Genomic DNA, 15,544 nt, shown 5'->3' with positions numbered 1-15,544 from the left:
TCCATCCTCTTTAAGCTTGCGCCGCAGCGTCGGCAACCAATTCCATGTCCCGGCTGGACATCAGCCGCTCAATATCCGTCACGATCAACATCCGATTTTCCACCGTGGCCAGCCCCAGAATGTACTGGGTATCGAAACTCGCAGAAAAATCCGGAGCCGGGCGAATCTGGCCGGGAGTCAGGGCCAGCACGTCGGACACGCTATCCACCACCACCCCCACCACCCGTTCGGCCACATTGAGGATGATGACCACGGTAAAGGGGGTGTATTCCACCTGGGATTGGTGGAATTTGATGCGCAAATCCACGATGGGCACAATCAGCCCCCGCAGATTGATCACCCCCTTGATGAAATCCGGAGCATTGGCGATCCGGGTCACCGTGTCATAGCCCCGAATTTCCTGGACCTTGAGGATATCAATGGCGTATTCCTCCTGGCCCAGGGTAAAGGTGAGGAATTCCTGGGCCTCCTGGTCCGGCGCCTCGGTGGCGGCGGGGGGGGTTGTCTTGTCCATAATCTGCTCCATCGCCTATTCCCGGTTCACACCCCGCACCCGCCCCACCAGAGCGGACACGTCCAGAATCATGGCCACCCGGCCATCCCCCATGATGGTGGCGCCGGAAAGGCCGGGGACCTTGCGGTAATTCTGTTCCAAACTCTTGATCACCACCTGGTGCTGCCCCCCCAATTCATCCACCAGCAGGGCCGCCTTGCAGCCATCCGCCGCCAGCACTACCAGGATGCCATCGGACAGTTCCCGATAGCGGGGCGTTCCCCCCAGCAGTTGGTGCAGCGCCAGCACAGGCAGGTATTCCCCCCGCACCTGGATCACCTGGCCCTGGTGGGAAACGGTCTTGATGGTTTCCGGGGCGGCCTGGAGGGATTCCACCACATAAGACAGGGGAATGATGTAGGTCTCTTCCCCCACCCCCACGCTCATGCCGTCCAGAATAGCCAGGGTAAGGGGCAGACGCACGATCATGCGGGAGCCGATGCCCACCATGCTCTGGATTTCGATACGGCCACCCATGGACTGGATATTGCGCCGCACCACATCCATGCCCACGCCCCGGCCGGAAATGTCCGTCACCTGGTCGGCAGTGGAAAAACCGGGCTCGAAAATGAGCTGCCAGACTTCCTGGTCGCTCATCTGGTCGCTCACCGGCAGTCCCTTTTCCCGGGCCTTGGCAAGGATCTTCTGGCGGTTCAGGCCAGCCCCGTCGTCCCCCACCTCGATCACCACATTGCCCCCCTGGTGGGCGGCCCGGAGGGTAATGGTGCCCACGGGGGACTTGCCCGCCGCCTGGCGCTTTTCCGGGGTTTCGATACCGTGGTCCAGACTGTTGCGGATCAGGTGGGTCAGGGGGTCCGCCACCCGCTCGATGAGGCCCTTGTCCAGCTCCGTATTTTCCCCGCTCATTTTCAGTTCCACCTGCTTGTCCAGCTTGGCGGACAAATCCCGGACCACCCGGGGAAAGCGGGTGAAAACGAAGGAAATGGGCAGCATGCGGATGGACATCACCGCTTCCTGCAAATCCCGGCTATTGCGCTCCAGCTGGGTCAGGCCGTTGAGCAGCCGTTCCGGAGCGCTTTCCTGCATCTGCTGGGCGGTGGCCAGAAGCATGGACTGGGTGATGACCAGTTCCCCCACCAGATTGATGAGCTGATCCACCTTTTCCACCCCCACCCGGATGGAAGCGTGGTCCGCCAAGGGCGCCCGTCCCTTGGCCGCCCCCTCCCGGGCTTCCCCGTGAAGAGGGGCCACAGGAGCCGGAAGCGCCCCTTCCTCCTGACGCGCCACGGGCAGGGCTTCGGGGGGCGGGACGGGAGCGGGTTCAGCCACCAGAACCGGCAAAGGCTCGAAGAAGCCATAGCCATCCCCCTCTTCCGCCACCGGCTGCGCGGCGGCAGGCTGGGGAGCGGGTTCCGCACCGGGCAGGGGGGCAAAAAAACCGTAGGCGCCGTCCCCTTCTTCCGCACTGGAGGATGCCGATTCCCCTGCCCCCCGGGGCGGCAGGGGAGCAAAGAAGCCGAAGCCCTCCCCTTCCAGGCTGGACGGGGATACCGATTCGGCCTCCGCCCCAGGCTCCGGCAGGGGGCTGAAAAAGCCGTAGCCCGGGTCCCCCCCGGTGCTTTCGCCTTCAACAGGAGCCGTGGTGGCGGGGGCAGGGGCAGTCCCCTCCGCCCCATCCAGCTGTTTCACCGACCAGGCCCCTTCCTCCGCCAGAAAGGCCAGGGAGCGGACCAGGGGCTCCCGATCCAGGGGACCGGTCACATTGACCCGGCAGACCCCCAGCTGGCCGTCTTCCGGCAGCACTTCCACCCGGATCGCCCCGTTATGGGCCAGATCGTTGAGCAACTGGTCCAGGGCCGCCCGGTCGGCAGGAGGGGAGGAGGAAGACGACTTGGGGAGAAATTCCAGATGCCAGGTGCGCATCCCTTCCTCCGCCGCCCCATCGGCAGGGGCCGTCGAGAAAGCCTCTAGGGAGGCGGAGATTGGGGCCGATGCCACAGTAGGCCTAGCCGCGGCGGCGGAGGGGGATTGATCCGTCAAAGCGGTCAGGCGACCGCACAGGGCGGCCACCTCCGCCTCCGGCACCGGATCGGCGCCCTGGTGGGCGGCCAATAAGGCCTTGAGCAAATCCACGGCGGCCAGAAAAGCATCCACCATGGAGGCCCGCAGGGGCAGCTCGTGTTTGCGCAGCCGGTCCAGCAAGGATTCCAGAATGTGGGTGACCCGGGTCAGGTCCTCGAAGCCGAAGGTGCCGCTGGAGCCCTTGATGGAATGGGCGGCCCGGAAAATGGCATTGAGATCCTCATCCTCCGGCTGGCCGATATCCAGGCCCAGGAGCAGATTTTCCATTTCCTCCAGGTGTTCGGCGGATTCGTCGAAAAACACCTGGTAGAACTGGGTCATATCAATGGCCACGGGCACCTCCAAACGGGGCCATGGGTCGGGAAGGCACACCGAGGTGGGCCGCCACAGGGCCCGTCATGCGCCGGGGATGGGGAACGGGCAAAGGCACCTCAGCCGATGACCTTGCGCACCACTTCGATCAGCTTCTGGGGATCGAAGGGCTTCACCAGCCAGCCCGTGGCCCCCGCCGCCCGACCCTGGGATTTCATGGTGTCCCCGGCTTCCGTGGTGAGCATGAGAATGGGCACGGAGCGATAGGCAGGCAGGGTGCGCAGGCTGCGGATCAGGGACAGGCCGTCCATGCGGGGCATGTTCTGGTCCGTCAGCACCAGCTGAAAATCCTGGCTCTTGGCCTTGTCCAGGGCATCCTGGCCATCGGCGGCTTCCACCACCTCGTAGCCCGCACTTTTCAAGGTAAAGGACACCATTTGCCGGATGGAGGTGGAATCATCCACGGCTAAAATCGTCTTGGACATATCCGTCTTCCCTAGAAAAATTAGAACAGTTCCACAGCGCCGCTCGTCAGGCCGTCTTGGCCCACGGGCGCCTGGCGCCGGTTTTGCTGCACGTCCTGCACCAGACGGTCCAGGGCGGCCAACCCAGCTTCCGCCCCGGCCCCATCCCCCAGAGCCCTGGCCATCTGGGCCTGGGCGGTGAGGAGCTGACTGCCGTCCCCGATGCGCTTTTCCACGTGGGAAAGGAGCTGGGAAACCAAATCCTGAAACTGGAGGGAAAGCACCGCCTGGGCGGAGCAGGCCTGCATCTGGCCGGCGATCTGGCGTAATTCCCCCACAGCGCCGGAAGTCCGGCCATGGACCTCCTCAATGCGCCCCATGGCCTCCGCCACCCCGGCCTTGGAGCGTTCCGCCACCCCCATGTCCAGGGCCGCGATCTGCTGAATGGCGGACTGGGTGTCGTCAATGTAATGGCCCATCTGGCCCAGCTGATCCCGGATCTGCTGGCTGAAATGGGCGGTATGGCTGGACAAATCCCGCACCTCGTCCGCCACCACGGCAAAGCCCCGACCCGCCTCCCCGGCCCGGGCCGCCTCAATGGCCGCATTCAAAGCAAGCAGGTTGGTCTGTTTGGAAATACCTTCAATTTCCCCCAGCATGCCGGTGATCTGGCCCATCTGTTCGGACAGGCGGGCGGTCAGGGTAACCAGCTGCTGGGCCAGGGCCGCATTGGCGGATACCCGGTCCACAAACTCGTCCAGGGTGGCGGCCGCCTGGTGGGTCAGGGCGGCAAAATCCGTCCCCTCCCGGGCCGGATCGTCCCCCGCCCCCATAATGCCCTGGCCCAGGGCCAGCTGGCGCTGGGCCTGATTATTCATTTCCTGGAAGCTGTTCACCAACTGGGTGATAGCATCCGCCACGATTTTCCGGGCCCGGGCCAGTTCCTGGAGGGCATCACTGCACTGGCTGAGTCCGGTCTGGCAGCTTTCCTGGAGTGCCGAGCCCACCCGGCCCAGCACCGGGGCGGTCTCCGGGGCAGCTGATGCGCTCTGGCGGGCGGAAGATTCCCCGATCCGGCGGGTGAACAACAGAGCCAGCCCGAACCAGCCCAGGGCCGTGACCGTCAGCCCCACGTAAAAGGCCGGGCCGCGCAGAGCCGGTTCCGCCGCCGCCATACAGGCCGCCACCAACAACAGCCAGGCCAGGCCGAAGCCCCCCACCTTGGCACCCAGATCCATCACCGATCCTTTTTATTCATGTTGATGACCGCCGCCATCACGGCTTAGCAGCCGCCGGGACGGCAGCGGCCCCATTGTCCGCCCCCACGTCCATTTCGTTCCGGTCTTCCTTGAGGAAATCCTCTTCCGTCTGTTTATTCAGCACCACAATGCTGATGCGCCGGTTGATGGGATTGAGGGGGTCGTTCTTATCAAAAAGCACGGTGGAAGACATGCCCACCACTCGCAGTACCTTGTTCTGGTCCATGCCCCCGGCAATCAGTTCCCGCCGGGAGGCGTTGGCCCGGTTCACCGACAGTTCCCAGTTGGAAAAGCCCTTTTGGCCCCCCGCATACTGGGCCGCATCGGTGTGACCGGCCAGGCTGACCCGGTTGGGCACCTCATTCAGCACCTTGCCGATCTGACGCAGAATTTCCCGGGTATAGGGCTTGAGCTGGTCGCTGGCCAGGTCAAACATGGGCCGATTCTGCTCGTCCACGACCTGAATGCGCAGGCCCTCGCTGGTAATGTCCAGCAACAACTGGCTCTTAAACTGCTTCAGGGAGGGATTGCTGTCGATCATTTTCTCCAGCCGACCCTTCACCTGCCCCAGCATCTCCCGTTCCTTGCGCTTAAATTCCGCATTGGTCTCCTTCAGCGCATAGGTTTTGGTCTTGGCCTCAATGTCGCCCCGCTTCACCTGACCGGCCTGGCGGGTCAGATCCTGACCGCCCCCTTTGATCACGGAGGAAGAATCCCCCGTCCCTTCACCGCCCCCGGTGAGGGACATCTTCAAGGGCGCCTTGAAATATTGGGAGATGCCTTCGAAATCCCCCTTGGCCGTGGAACCCAGCAGCCACATCAGGAGAAAGAAGGCCATCATGGCCGTTACAAAGTCCGCATAGGCGATTTTCCAGGCGCCACCGTGGTGCCCGCCACCGCCTTTCTTGATGCGCTTGACGATAATGGGGCGTTGGGAGTCGTCACTCATGGCAGATATCCGTTAGGAGGCTGGGGCCTCACTTGTTTTTGCGGCTCTTGATGTCTTCTTCCAGCTCGGAGAAGCTGGGACGATCCACGGAAACCAGCACCTTGCGTCCGAATTCAATGGCCACCTGGGGAGCGTAGCCGGACATGGAGGCGAGCAGCACCACCTTCATACACTGGTAAATCTTGCCGTCTTCCTCCGCCTTTTGTCCGATGAGGGTGGCCAGGGGGCCGACGAAACCGTAGGAAAGCAGAATCCCCAGGAAGGTCCCCACCAGGGCGGCGGCAATCAGTTTGCCCAATTCCGCCGGAGGAATGCCCACGGATTCCATGGTGTGCACCACCCCCATCACACAGGCCACGATACCCACGGCCGGCATGGCGTCCGCCACCTGGGCGATGGCGGCGGCGGGCTGATGGGCCTCGTGGTGGTGGGTTTCGATTTCGTTGTCCATGAGGTTTTCGATTTCGAAGGCATTCAGATTGCCCCCCACCATCATGCGCAGGTAATCGGTCAAAAACTCCACCACATGGTGGTCCGAGACAATATTGGGATATTTGGCAAAAATCGGGCTCTGGTCCGGGGATTCCACATCCGCTTCAATGGACATCAAACCTTCTTTGCGCACCTTGGCCAGGATTTCATACAACATGGCCAACAGATCCATGTAGAGGGCTTTGCTGCCCTTGCTTCCCTTCAGGGCCGCCGGAACAGCCTTGAGGGTGGCTTTGATCACCTTGGGCGGGTTGGACACCACGAAAGCCCCCAGGGAGGCCCCCACAATGGTAATCGCCTCATTGGGCTGAATAAGCGCATGGAGGTGCCCGCCCGCCAGAGCAAAGCCCCCCAGCACGGAGGCAATAACGATCACATAACCGACAATGACAAGCATGAAAACCCCTCAAGGCGTCCGGATATCCCTCCCCACGGGGATTCCAGGCGTTTTCTGGTGATCCTATTCTAACGGCTTAGGACCGGGGGGCGCAAAGACAAAATTCCCGGTTTTCAGGCCCTTCCGCCCCCCCGACTCCACCGTCCCGGGATTTTTACCTGTCCTCCGGCCCCCCTGGGAAGGCCCGCACCTCTTGGATTACACTAACCGGCAACGTTCCCCCGGGGCGTTGCCGGGAAAAAGCTTCCGGGACGCAGCCCGGGCCCACCCCCTTACCGCCCATCACTGTCCTGCGCTTCGCCATGAACTTCTGCTCCCAATGCGGCGCCCCCCTTACCCGGCGCGTTCCCCCCGGGGATACCCACCCCCGGGATGTCTGTGACCACTGCGGCACCATCCATTACGAAAATCCCAAGGTGGTGGTGGGCTGTCTGCCCCTCTGGGAAAACCAGCTGCTGCTCTGCCGCCGGGGGATTGAGCCCCGGGTGGGCTTCTGGACCCTGCCCGCCGGGTTTATGGAAAACGACGAAACCACGGCCCAGGGCGCCGCCCGGGAGACCCTGGAGGAAGCCTGCGCCCAGGTGGAGATCGGGGCACTGCAAGCCCTGGTGAATATCCCCCACATTAATCAGGTCCATCTTTTTTACCGGGGCCAGCTCCAGTCCGCCGCCCACGGCGCCGGGGAAGAAAGCCTGGAAACCGCCCTCTTCCAGGAAACGGACATTCCCTGGGACGATCTGGCCTTCCGCAGCGTACGTTTCGCCATGGAATGCTATTACGCCGATCTGCGCCGGGGCACTTTTCAGGTCCATACCCTGGACCTGGGGCCTCTTTAAAGGCAGCCGGGGTAGCAAGGGCTACTCCTCGCCAAAACTCAACCGCAGGGTAAAGGTGAAATCCAGGCCCCCCAGGGAGGGGGGCAGGGACGCCTCCGCCCCGGCGGCCTGCACCAGTTCCCGGGCAACCTGATCCAGGACAGGGTCGCCACTGGATTCCGCCACCGCCACCGTCAAAGGCCCCATGCCCCGGCGTAAGCGCAGAACCACCGTGCCCCTGAGGTCGGCAGGCAAGGGGCGGCCACCATCGCGACCATAGCGTCCCATGGCGGCCAGAGCCAGGTTCATGCGATAGCGCCGCAGCCCCGCCCCATCCACCGGCCCCAGGGCCTGTTCCCGGCCAGCCCCACCGGAAGGGGAAGGAGGGACCTGGGGCGCTGCTATAACTGCATTGGCATCCGGGGAAGGCTTCCCGGGGCGAGGCGACGTCATTGGAGCCGTGGCTTCCGAACCATCCGGCGCAGCCGCCGGGGCCTTGAGCCCTTGCCCCTGGGGCCCCGCCCCCCTCACGGATACCCGGGCCTCCCCCGGGATAGGCCCAGGTTGGGGTGCCGGTGCCGGTTTTGCCGGGGCAGGCCGGGCTTTTTTCTCCGCCCCCTCCGGCACCGGGGCAGCCCCCTTCTCCGTAGCGGCACGGCCCAGGGCCACCACCAGGGGCTTCCGGCTGGCGGCCACCTGCTGCAACAGGGGCCAGGCGGCGCTGAACAGGGCCCCATGGAGCGCCAGAGAAACCAGCAAAGCCCGGCCCAGATCGCCCCTTCCCGTCTCCGCCTCCATGGTCACCTCCGCCCCGCTTTTGGCTCAAAATTATGCCAAACGATTTTACGAAAACCAATCCATATCCGGACATAAGCCTCTGAGGCGGCGGGTTTTCTTGGAAAGGAGAGCCCCTTTGGTTTAACCTGTGGGCCATCAGGTGTTCCAGGGAGTTGGCCATGCTGCTTGGTTTTACCCATTCCTGCCCGGTAACGGGGAGTGCCCCCGGGCCCATGGATCCCCAATTCGGGAACCGGCAAAGGGCCGTGTCTCCAGGAGACCGACCATGGACCGCCTGATCCTGGCCCTGGATGTCTCCGGCTACCCCTACGCCTGGCTCACCTGGCAGGAGGCGGTGGTCCATCAGTGCGCCGGACGGGTGGCGCGCCAGCTGGGGGACTTTCACTTCACCTTCCATGGCGGTCGCAACCGGCATACCGGCCTGCCCTCCGCCATTACCATCAGCAGCATTCTCGCCCTGCGGGGGCGCAATCCCCTGGCCTGGCGCTTCCAGACCATTGCCCTGACCAACAGCGCCCTGTTCCACCGGGACCGGCAGACCTGCGCCTATTGTGGCAAACATTTCAGCAGCGGCGACCTGACCCGGGATCACATCCTGCCCCTGGCCCTGGGCGGGCGGGACAGCTGGAATAACTGCACCACCGCCTGTTTTCGCTGTAACAACCGGAAGGGCGCCCGCACGCCGGAGCAGGCGGGCATGACCTTGCGCTATGTGCCCTATGCCCCGTCCATTCACGAGGGACTGATTCTGGCCAACCGGCGCATTCTGGCGGACCAGATGGAATTCCTCGCCGCCCTGCTGCCCGCCAATTCCCGGCTACTGGCGGCCTGAAGCGGCGCTGCCAGACGTCAGGACTGGTAGGGGTTCTCCAGGGCCTGGACCATTTCCGTCAGGGCCTGACGCAGCTGATCTTCGCTACAGCCCATGAGCAGGCCGTCTTCCAGGGCATCCTGAGCCATCTGGCGCAATTCCCGGAAGTTTTCGTTGAGCACCTTCACCTTTTCCGTGCACGACACGGGGCTGCCGTCATCCCGGCGCCACACGGGCAGGGAAGGATCTTCAGGATTGACGGTGACGGACTGGGACATGACAAACTCCAAACGCCCAAAGGCTGGGCCAGCCCCCTATTCTCCCGAAGAACCGGTTCGGGGGAAAGGGCCCCGCCCCCTACGGTCCTTCCTCAACGCAGCCCCAGCCCGGTGGCTCGCCCCGGAAAAGAGTTGGAGATGGGCTGGGGATGGGCGCAGGAAGGGCTTTTCCTTCCAATGCCGCTCGTCTGCACCCGCCCTTTTCCCCATTTTCCTCCTTGACAATCACTGCCCAGGCAGCAAATAATTGCTGCCATAACAGTAAATGCCGAGACAGATACCCGGCTGACATTTTCCCCCATGCCCGACAGCGAACCCCTCTATACCCCGGAAACCTATACCCTGGACGACAGCATCGGCTATCTCCTCAGCTCGGTGAAAAACCGGCTGGTGCAGAGCATGGATGCGGAAATGGCCGATCTGGGGATGACCGGTGCCCAGCTGCCCATCCTCATGTCCCTGGCCCACGGCCGGGCCAAGACGGCAGCGGACCTGTGCCGCTGCATGAACTACGACACGGGCTCCATGACCCGGATGCTGGATCGCCTGGAAGAAAAAGGCATCATCGCCCGGGAACGAAGTGCCACGGATCGGCGCATCATTCACCTCAAACTCACCCCGGCCGGACGGGACATCTACCCGGCCCTGGTCAATAAAATCATCCGCGTCCTCAGCCTGCATCTACAAGGCTTCAGCGCCGAAGAACTGGACCTGTTCCGGGACTTCCTGCGCCGTATGCTGGCCAACGGGGCAGCGGCTGCCAACGGAGAACTCCCCCATGACCCCAATCCCTAAGCGACGCCTCGGCTGCCTCTCCGGTGCCGCCCTGGCCCTGCTCCTGGCCGGTTGCGCCAGTGACCTGAAACCCACGGCCCAACTGCTCAACAGCCAGCAGTTGGAAACCCGGGTCACCCTGGCCCAGGCCCCGGCCCGCAATGACGCCTGGCCCCGGGATACCTGGTGGCACAACCTGGGGGACCCCCAGCTAGACCGGCTGGTGGCGGAAGCCCTGGCGGGCAGCCCCAATCTGACTTTGGCCCAGGCCCGCTTCGCCCAGGCCAAGGCCTATATCGGCCTGGCCGAGAGCAGTGAAGGGGTACAGGTCAATGCCAGCACCAATATCCAGCGGGAACACTTTCCCGAGGGTTACCTGATTCCCCCGCCCTACGGCGGCGCCACCTACAACGTGGGCCAGCTGGGCCTGGATTTCTCCTATGAGCTGGATTTCTGGGGCCGCAACAAGGCGGGCATTGCCGCCGCCATTTCCCAGGCCAAGGCAGCGGAGGCGGAAAGCGCCGCCACCCGGCTGATGCTGGCAGTGGCCGTGACCCGCAGCTATATCCAGCTGGACCGGCAATATCACCTTCTGGACGTGGCCCAGCGCACCCTGGCCCAGCGGCAGAAAATCCTGGAACTGACCCGCCAGCGCTACGCCGCCGGGCTGGATTCCAGCATTGAACTGAAGCAGTCCGAAGGCTCCGTGCCCGCCGCCAAGACGGACGTGGAATCCATCAAGGAAAGTATCGACCTGCTGCGCCACCAGCTGGCCGCCCTCACCGGCGCCGGTCCGGACCGGGGTTTGAGCCTGCAACGGCCCAAGCTGGCCCCCGCCGCCCCCCTGGCCCTGCCCGCCGACCTGCCCGCTGAACTCCTGGGCCGTCGCGCCGATCTCACCGCTCAACGCTGGCGGGTGGAAGCGGCCACCAAGGACATCGCCGGGGCCAAGGCCGCCTTCTATCCCAACGTGAATCTGGCCGCCTTTGCCGGCTTCCAGAGCATCGGCCTGGGTAATCTGCTCCACGGGGTGAATAAGTCGGGCACCTTTGGCCCGGCCATCAGCCTGCCCATCTTTGACGGGGGCCGCCTGCGTAGCAACCTGGCCCTGAAAAACGGGGAATACGACGCCGCCGTGGCCCAGTACAACCAGACCCTTCTGGATGCGGTACGGGATGTGGCGGATCAGGTCAGCACCTGGCAATCCGTGGAACGCCAGCTGGTAGACCAGGCCCAGGCCCTCTCCGCCGCCGAACAGGCTTACGGCGCCGCCCAGCAGCGCTACGGCCAGGGGCTGGTGAGCTACCTCACCGTGCTTTCCGCCGAAAGCCAGGTGCTCACCCAGCGCCGCCTCCAGGCCGAACTCCAGGCCCGCCGGGCAGACACCGCCGTGGCCCTGATCCGGGCCCTGGGCGGTGGCTACCAAGCCCGGCCCCAATCCTAAAAATCCATTCCCCTATTCCCAGCCCCACAGAGAACTCCCATGGAAGCCAATCAAAAACCCTCCGCTCCCGTTGCCCCCGATCAGGCCCGCCGTCGCCGCCTGCTCCTCTCCCTGACCACCGCCGCCGCCCTGGTGGCCGTGGCCTACGGCGCCTACTGGGGCCTTTACGCCCGGCATTTCGAATCCACCGATGACGCCTATGTGGCGGGCAACCTGATCCAGCTCACGCCCCAGGTGGCGGGCACCGTGGTGTCCATCAACGCGGACGACACGGACCGGGTGGAAGCGGGCCAGGCGGTCATCAAGCTGGACCCGGCGGACACCAAGGTGGCCATGGATCAGGCCGAATCCCAGCTGGCCCAGGCAGTGCGGGACGTACGCGGCCTCTACGCCAACACCAGCCAGCTGGAGGCCAATGTGGCCCAGCGTCAGGCCGATCTGGACAAGGCCCAGGCCGACCTGGGACGGCGGGATAAGCTGGGCACCAGCGGCGCCGTCTCCGGGGAAGAACTGGCCCACGCCAAGGACCAGGTGAAGAGCGCCGCCGCTGCCCTGGCCGCCGCCCAGGAAGCCCTGGCCGCCAATCAGGCCCAGGTGGACAACACCAAGATCGCCACCCATCCCACGGTAGCCAAGGCCGCCGCCCACTTTGAAGAAGCCTATCTGGCCTACCACCGCACCATCATCCCGGCCCCGGTTACGGGCCAGGTGGCCCGGCGGGCCGTCCAGGTGGGCCAACGGGTAGCCCCGGGCACGCCCCTGCTGGCCATCGTGCCCCTGGAACACCTGTGGGTGGACGCCAATTTCAAGGAAGTGCAGCTACGTAAGATGCGCATCGGCCAGCCCGTGACCCTCTCCGCCGACATTTACGGCGGCAAGGTCAGCTACCACGGCAAGGTGGTGGGTCTGGGGGCCGGCACCGGCGCCGCCTTCGCCCTGCTCCCGGCCCAAAACGCCACGGGCAACTGGATTAAGGTGGTGCAGCGGGTGCCCGTGCGGGTCTCCCTGGACGCCAAGGAATTGCAGCAACATCCCCTGCGGGTGGGCCTGTCCATGGAAGCGGAAGTGGATACCCGGGACGATTCCGGCGCCCCTGTGGCCCAGGCGCCCCGGAGCGAAAGCACCTACGCCACCTCGGTGTATGAGACCCAGCTGAAGGAGGCGGATGCCCGCATCCAGGCCATCATCGCCGCCAACGGGGGCGCCAAGGCCAAGACCAAAGCCCCCGGGGCCCAGCCCCACGCCTGATCGGCATTTGCCATGACCGCCCATCAAGCCCCCCAGCCCCTGGCGCCTCTCCAGGGCATGGCCCTGGTGCTGGCCACCGTCGCCCTGTCCCTGGCCACCTTCATGCAGGTGCTGGACACCACCATTGCCAATGTGTCCATTCCCTCCATCGCCGGGGACCTGGGGGTCAGCTCCAGCCAGGGCACCTGGGTAATCACCTCCTTCGGCGTGGCCAACGCCATCGCCGTGCCCCTCACCGGCTGGCTGGCCCAGCGCATCGGCCAGGTACGCCTGTTCCTTTACGCCACCCTGGGCTTCGTCATCGCCTCCATTCTCTGCGGTCTGGCTTCCAGCCTGGGCCTGCTGGTGGCGGCCCGGATCATCCAGGGCGCCGTGGCCGGCCCCATGATTCCCCTCTCCCAGGCCCTGCTCCTGGCCTGCTATCCGCCCCAGAAGCGGGGCACGGCCCTGGCCCTATGGTCCATGACCACCGTGGTGGCGCCCATCTGCGGCCCCATCCTGGGGGGCTGGATTTCGGATAACTGGAGCTGGCCCTGGATTTTCTACATCAATGCCCCGGTGGGCCTGATTGCCTGCTATGTCACCTGGCGGGTGCTAAAAGGCAAGGAAACCGCCACCCGCAAGCTGCCCATCGACGGGGTGGGGCTGGCCCTGCTCATGGTCTGGGTGGGGGCCCTGCAAATCCTCCTGGACAAGGGCAAGGAGCTGGACTGGTTTGAATCTCCCCAAATCATCACCCTGGCGGTGGTGACCGTGCTGGGCTTCGCCTACTTCCTCATCTGGGAGCTGACGGAAAAGCATCCCATCGTGGATCTGTCCCTCTTCAAGGGGGCCAATTTCACCGTGGGCGCCGTGGGCACCAGCCTGGGATACGGGGTCTTTTTCGGCGGCGTGGTGGTCATGCCCCTCTGGCTGCAAACCCAGATGGGCTATACGGCCACCTGGGCTGGGCTGGTCACCGCCCCGGTGGGCCTGCTCTCCGTGCTCCTCTCCCCGGTGGTGGGCAAAACCATGCACAAGGTGGATCCCCGCATCTACGCCTCCCTGGCCTTTATTATCCTGGGGGTGGTGAGCTACCTGCGGGCCTGCTTCAGCAGCCAGGCGGACGTGGCCACCATCGTGCTGCCCCAGATCATCAACGGGGCGGGCATGGCCCTGTTCTTCATTCCCCTGGTGGGTATCACCCTCTCCGGACTGCATACGGATCAGGTGGCCAACGCCTCCGGGCTCTCCAATTTCATGCGCATCGTGGCCGGCAGCTTCGGCACCTCCCTCTCCACCACCCTCTGGGACCGGCGGGACAGCCTGCACCACGTGCGCCTGGAAGAGCATCTCACCGCCTACTCCCCCACGGTGACCCAGACCCTGGATCAGCTCAACGGCCTGGGCCTCACCCCGGACCAGTCCCGGGGCATGCTGGAACGGCTCCTGGCCAGCCAATCCTCCATGCTGGGCGCCAACGAATTTTTCTGGCTCTCCGCCATTCTTTTCCTCTGCCTGCTCCCCGTGGTCTGGTTCGCCAAGCCACCCTTCACCGCCGGTGGTCATGGGGGCGGTGAGCACTGAAGACAGCAACACACAAAAACCCGGGGTTTCCCCGGGTTTTTTTATGGCCGCAGGCCGCGTCACATGGCCTTCATACAAACGTAATAGGTGGTCCCCATACTCCCTTCCCAGGTCCCCAGCATTAGCGAACTCCCTATCCATGGACAACCTCTATATCCCTGCCGGCCGCGATACGCCGGAAGTGGATTTCCGTTTTGACGCCCACCGCCTCTCCCTGGCCGGAGAAGCCTACCCGGAAAACGCCGCCGCCTTTTTCGGTCCCCTGCTGGCCGCCACCCGGCGCTATTTACAGCAGCGGGACGGCCGTCCCCTGGAAGTCCATATCGATCTGGCCTACTTCAACAGTTCCAGCACCAAGGTGCTGTTCGACCTCTTTTCCCTGCTGGATCAGGCGGCGGCCCGGGAAAACGGGGTCCAGGTGGTCTGGCATTACGATCCGGAAGATGAAATGAGCCTGGAATTTGAACAGGATCTGGCCGCCGAATTCCGCCACCTGGATTGCCAGGCCCGGAGCAAGCCATGAGCGGGGAATTCAATCTTTTCGGGGAAGAAGAAAGCCTGGTGGCCGCCAGCCGGGCAGCCCTGGAACAGGGGGACGAGGCCGCCCGCCTGGGGGCCCTGCCCCTACTGCTCCAGGGCTACGAAAAGCTGCTGCGGGAAACCCGCCAGCTAATCAAGATTTCCGACCGGCGGGAAAAGGAAATGAACCGGCTCAACCGGCGCCTGGAACAGGCCACCAGCACCCTGGCCTACCAGGCGGAACACGATCCCCTCACCGGCCTGCTCAACAAGGGGGCCATCCGCCTGCGCCTGGACGAAGCCCTGGCCGCCGGCAGCTGCGCCCTGATTCTCCTGGATATCGACCATTTCAAGGCGGTGAACGACACCTACGGCCATCTGGCTGGCGACCTGCTGCTCCGGGGCCTGGGGGAACGGGTCCAGGAACAGCTGGCGCCGGACGATCTGCTGGGCCGCTTTGGCGGCGAGGAATTTCTCCTGGTGCTGCGCCAGCCCTCCCTGATCCAGGCCCGGGCCGCGGCGGAACGGGTGCGCCGGGCCGTGGGGGACAGCCCCTTTGAATGCGGCGACCACCTGCTCTCCGTCACCATCAGCCTGGGGGTCACCCTGGGCCAGATGGGGGAGGATTACACCCCGGCTTTCCAGCGCCTGGACCAGGCCCTTTACGCCGCCAAGCGGGGCGGCCGCAACCGGATCGAAGTGGGGGAGCCATGACCGCCCCGCCGCCGGGCTAAATCCCGCCCCCTCCCCTTTTTCATTTTTCAGCCATTGCCGGGCCGCCCACCCTTAGGGAGGGCCCCCCTACACCCACGGAGAAGTCCC

At 64.5% G+C, this 15,544-nt stretch carries 16 protein-coding genes; 8 read left to right on the top strand and 8 right to left on the bottom strand.

Translation table 11 applies throughout. The annotated features are described in order from the left end of the window. Positions 1–10: 10 nt before the first annotated feature. The 6 genes from Azoinq_RS11015 to motA all read right to left on the bottom strand — a co-directional run bounded on the left by Azoinq_RS11015 (position 11) and on the right by motA (position 6,469). Positions 11–514, bottom strand: a complete 504-nt coding sequence (locus tag Azoinq_RS11015; protein ID WP_216129131.1) for a chemotaxis protein CheW — start codon at positions 512–514, stop codon at positions 11–13. Between the two features lie 15 nt (positions 515–529). After that, entirely contained in the window at positions 530–2,929 is a 2,400-nt protein-coding gene (locus Azoinq_RS11010; protein WP_216129133.1) for a chemotaxis protein CheW, read from the bottom strand. A 98-nt stretch (positions 2,930–3,027) separates the two neighbouring features. After that, positions 3,028–3,393 carry a response regulator gene (locus Azoinq_RS11005; protein ID WP_216129134.1) on the bottom strand — a complete coding sequence of 122 codons (366 nt, stop codon included), beginning with the start codon at positions 3,391–3,393 and terminating at the stop codon, positions 3,028–3,030. Positions 3,394–3,413: 20 nt separating this feature from the next. Continuing rightward, on the bottom strand, positions 3,414–4,610 hold the full coding sequence (locus Azoinq_RS15135) for a methyl-accepting chemotaxis protein (RefSeq protein WP_216129136.1): 1,197 nt from the start codon (positions 4,608–4,610) through the stop codon (positions 3,414–3,416). Positions 4,611–4,647: 37 nt separating this feature from the next. Then, positions 4,648–5,580 carry a flagellar motor protein MotB gene (motB, locus tag Azoinq_RS10995; RefSeq protein WP_216129138.1) on the bottom strand — a complete coding sequence of 311 codons (933 nt, stop codon included), beginning with the start codon at positions 5,578–5,580 and terminating at the stop codon, positions 4,648–4,650. Between the two features lie 28 nt (positions 5,581–5,608). Beyond that, entirely contained in the window at positions 5,609–6,469 is an 861-nt protein-coding gene (gene motA / locus Azoinq_RS10990) for a flagellar motor stator protein MotA (RefSeq protein ID WP_216129140.1), read from the bottom strand. 302 nt (positions 6,470–6,771) lie between these two features. On the opposite strand from motA, the gene Azoinq_RS10985 reads away from it, so the two are divergent. Then, on the top strand, positions 6,772–7,305 hold the full coding sequence (locus Azoinq_RS10985) for an NUDIX hydrolase (protein ID WP_216129142.1): 534 nt from the start codon (positions 6,772–6,774) through the stop codon (positions 7,303–7,305). A 21-nt stretch (positions 7,306–7,326) separates the two neighbouring features. Here the strand turns inward: Azoinq_RS10985 and Azoinq_RS10980 are convergent, their stop codons facing one another. Further along, the gene (locus Azoinq_RS10980; protein WP_216129144.1) at positions 7,327–8,082 is read right to left on the bottom strand and encodes an energy transducer TonB; all 756 of its coding nucleotides are present in this window, start codon (positions 8,080–8,082) and stop codon (positions 7,327–7,329) included. 265 nt (positions 8,083–8,347) lie between these two features. Between Azoinq_RS10980 and Azoinq_RS10975 the strand changes: the two genes are divergently transcribed. Further along, entirely contained in the window at positions 8,348–8,914 is a 567-nt protein-coding gene (locus tag Azoinq_RS10975; RefSeq protein WP_216129146.1) for an HNH endonuclease, read from the top strand. A 17-nt stretch (positions 8,915–8,931) separates the two neighbouring features. On the opposite strand, the gene Azoinq_RS10970 is transcribed toward Azoinq_RS10975, so the two are convergent. Beyond that, on the bottom strand, positions 8,932–9,171 hold the full coding sequence (locus Azoinq_RS10970; RefSeq protein WP_232368468.1) for a hypothetical protein: 240 nt from the start codon (positions 9,169–9,171) through the stop codon (positions 8,932–8,934). Between the two features lie 300 nt (positions 9,172–9,471). Between Azoinq_RS10970 and Azoinq_RS10965 the strand changes: the two genes are divergently transcribed. The 6 genes from Azoinq_RS10965 to Azoinq_RS10940 all read left to right on the top strand — a co-directional run bounded on the left by Azoinq_RS10965 (position 9,472) and on the right by Azoinq_RS10940 (position 15,436). Next, complete coding sequence (locus Azoinq_RS10965) at positions 9,472–9,966, top strand: MarR family winged helix-turn-helix transcriptional regulator (RefSeq protein WP_232368467.1); 495 nt, start codon at positions 9,472–9,474, stop codon at positions 9,964–9,966. Next, the gene (locus tag Azoinq_RS10960; protein ID WP_216129148.1) at positions 9,950–11,389 is read left to right on the top strand and encodes an efflux transporter outer membrane subunit; all 1,440 of its coding nucleotides are present in this window, start codon (positions 9,950–9,952) and stop codon (positions 11,387–11,389) included. Before Azoinq_RS10965 ends, Azoinq_RS10960 begins: the two co-directional genes overlap by 17 nt. 39 nt (positions 11,390–11,428) lie before the next feature. Next, positions 11,429–12,637: an HlyD family secretion protein gene (locus Azoinq_RS10955; protein ID WP_216129150.1), complete on the top strand. Its 1,209-nt coding sequence runs from the start codon at positions 11,429–11,431 to the stop codon at positions 12,635–12,637. A 12-nt stretch (positions 12,638–12,649) separates the two neighbouring features. Continuing rightward, entirely contained in the window at positions 12,650–14,203 is a 1,554-nt protein-coding gene (locus tag Azoinq_RS10950; RefSeq protein ID WP_216129152.1) for a DHA2 family efflux MFS transporter permease subunit, read from the top strand. Between the two features lie 139 nt (positions 14,204–14,342). Beyond that, positions 14,343–14,726 (top strand): DUF1987 domain-containing protein, encoded by a 384-nt coding sequence (locus Azoinq_RS10945; protein WP_216129154.1) that lies wholly within the window; start codon positions 14,343–14,345, stop codon positions 14,724–14,726. Continuing rightward, entirely contained in the window at positions 14,723–15,436 is a 714-nt protein-coding gene (locus Azoinq_RS10940; protein ID WP_216129156.1) for a GGDEF domain-containing protein, read from the top strand. The genes Azoinq_RS10945 and Azoinq_RS10940 overlap by 4 nt, the downstream gene beginning before the upstream one ends. Positions 15,437–15,544: the final 108 nt, after the last annotated feature.

The sequence above is a fragment of the Azospira inquinata genome (assembly GCF_018905915.1).
Taxonomy (GTDB): domain Bacteria; phylum Pseudomonadota; class Gammaproteobacteria; order Burkholderiales; family Rhodocyclaceae; genus Azospira; species Azospira inquinata.
This window is presented reverse-complemented; position numbering and strand designations above follow the sequence as displayed.

Coding starts and splice junctions, on each gene's coding strand:
- Azoinq_RS10955 (WP_216129150.1), top strand. CDS start 11,429: ATGGAAGCCAATCAAAAACCCTCCGCTCCCGTTGCCCCCGATCAGGCC.
- Azoinq_RS10950 (WP_216129152.1), top strand. CDS start 12,650: ATGACCGCCCATCAAGCCCCCCAGCCCCTGGCGCCTCTCCAGGGCATG.
- Azoinq_RS10945 (WP_216129154.1), top strand. CDS start 14,343: ATGGACAACCTCTATATCCCTGCCGGCCGCGATACGCCGGAAGTGGAT.
- Azoinq_RS10980 (WP_216129144.1), bottom strand. CDS start 8,082: ATGGAGGCGGAGACGGGAAGGGGCGATCTGGGCCGGGCTTTGCTGGTT.
- Azoinq_RS10970 (WP_232368468.1), bottom strand. CDS start 9,171: ATGTCCCAGTCCGTCACCGTCAATCCTGAAGATCCTTCCCTGCCCGTG.
- motB (WP_216129138.1), bottom strand. CDS start 5,580: ATGAGTGACGACTCCCAACGCCCCATTATCGTCAAGCGCATCAAGAAA.
- Azoinq_RS11015 (WP_216129131.1), bottom strand. CDS start 514: ATGGACAAGACAACCCCCCCCGCCGCCACCGAGGCGCCGGACCAGGAG.
- motA (WP_216129140.1), bottom strand. CDS start 6,469: ATGCTTGTCATTGTCGGTTATGTGATCGTTATTGCCTCCGTGCTGGGG.
- Azoinq_RS10985 (WP_216129142.1), top strand. CDS start 6,772: ATGAACTTCTGCTCCCAATGCGGCGCCCCCCTTACCCGGCGCGTTCCC.
- Azoinq_RS15135 (WP_216129136.1), bottom strand. CDS start 4,610: ATGGATCTGGGTGCCAAGGTGGGGGGCTTCGGCCTGGCCTGGCTGTTG.
- Azoinq_RS10975 (WP_216129146.1), top strand. CDS start 8,348: ATGGACCGCCTGATCCTGGCCCTGGATGTCTCCGGCTACCCCTACGCC.
- Azoinq_RS10940 (WP_216129156.1), top strand. CDS start 14,723: ATGAGCGGGGAATTCAATCTTTTCGGGGAAGAAGAAAGCCTGGTGGCC.
- Azoinq_RS11005 (WP_216129134.1), bottom strand. CDS start 3,393: ATGTCCAAGACGATTTTAGCCGTGGATGATTCCACCTCCATCCGGCAA.
- Azoinq_RS10960 (WP_216129148.1), top strand. CDS start 9,950: ATGACCCCAATCCCTAAGCGACGCCTCGGCTGCCTCTCCGGTGCCGCC.
- Azoinq_RS10965 (WP_232368467.1), top strand. CDS start 9,472: ATGCCCGACAGCGAACCCCTCTATACCCCGGAAACCTATACCCTGGAC.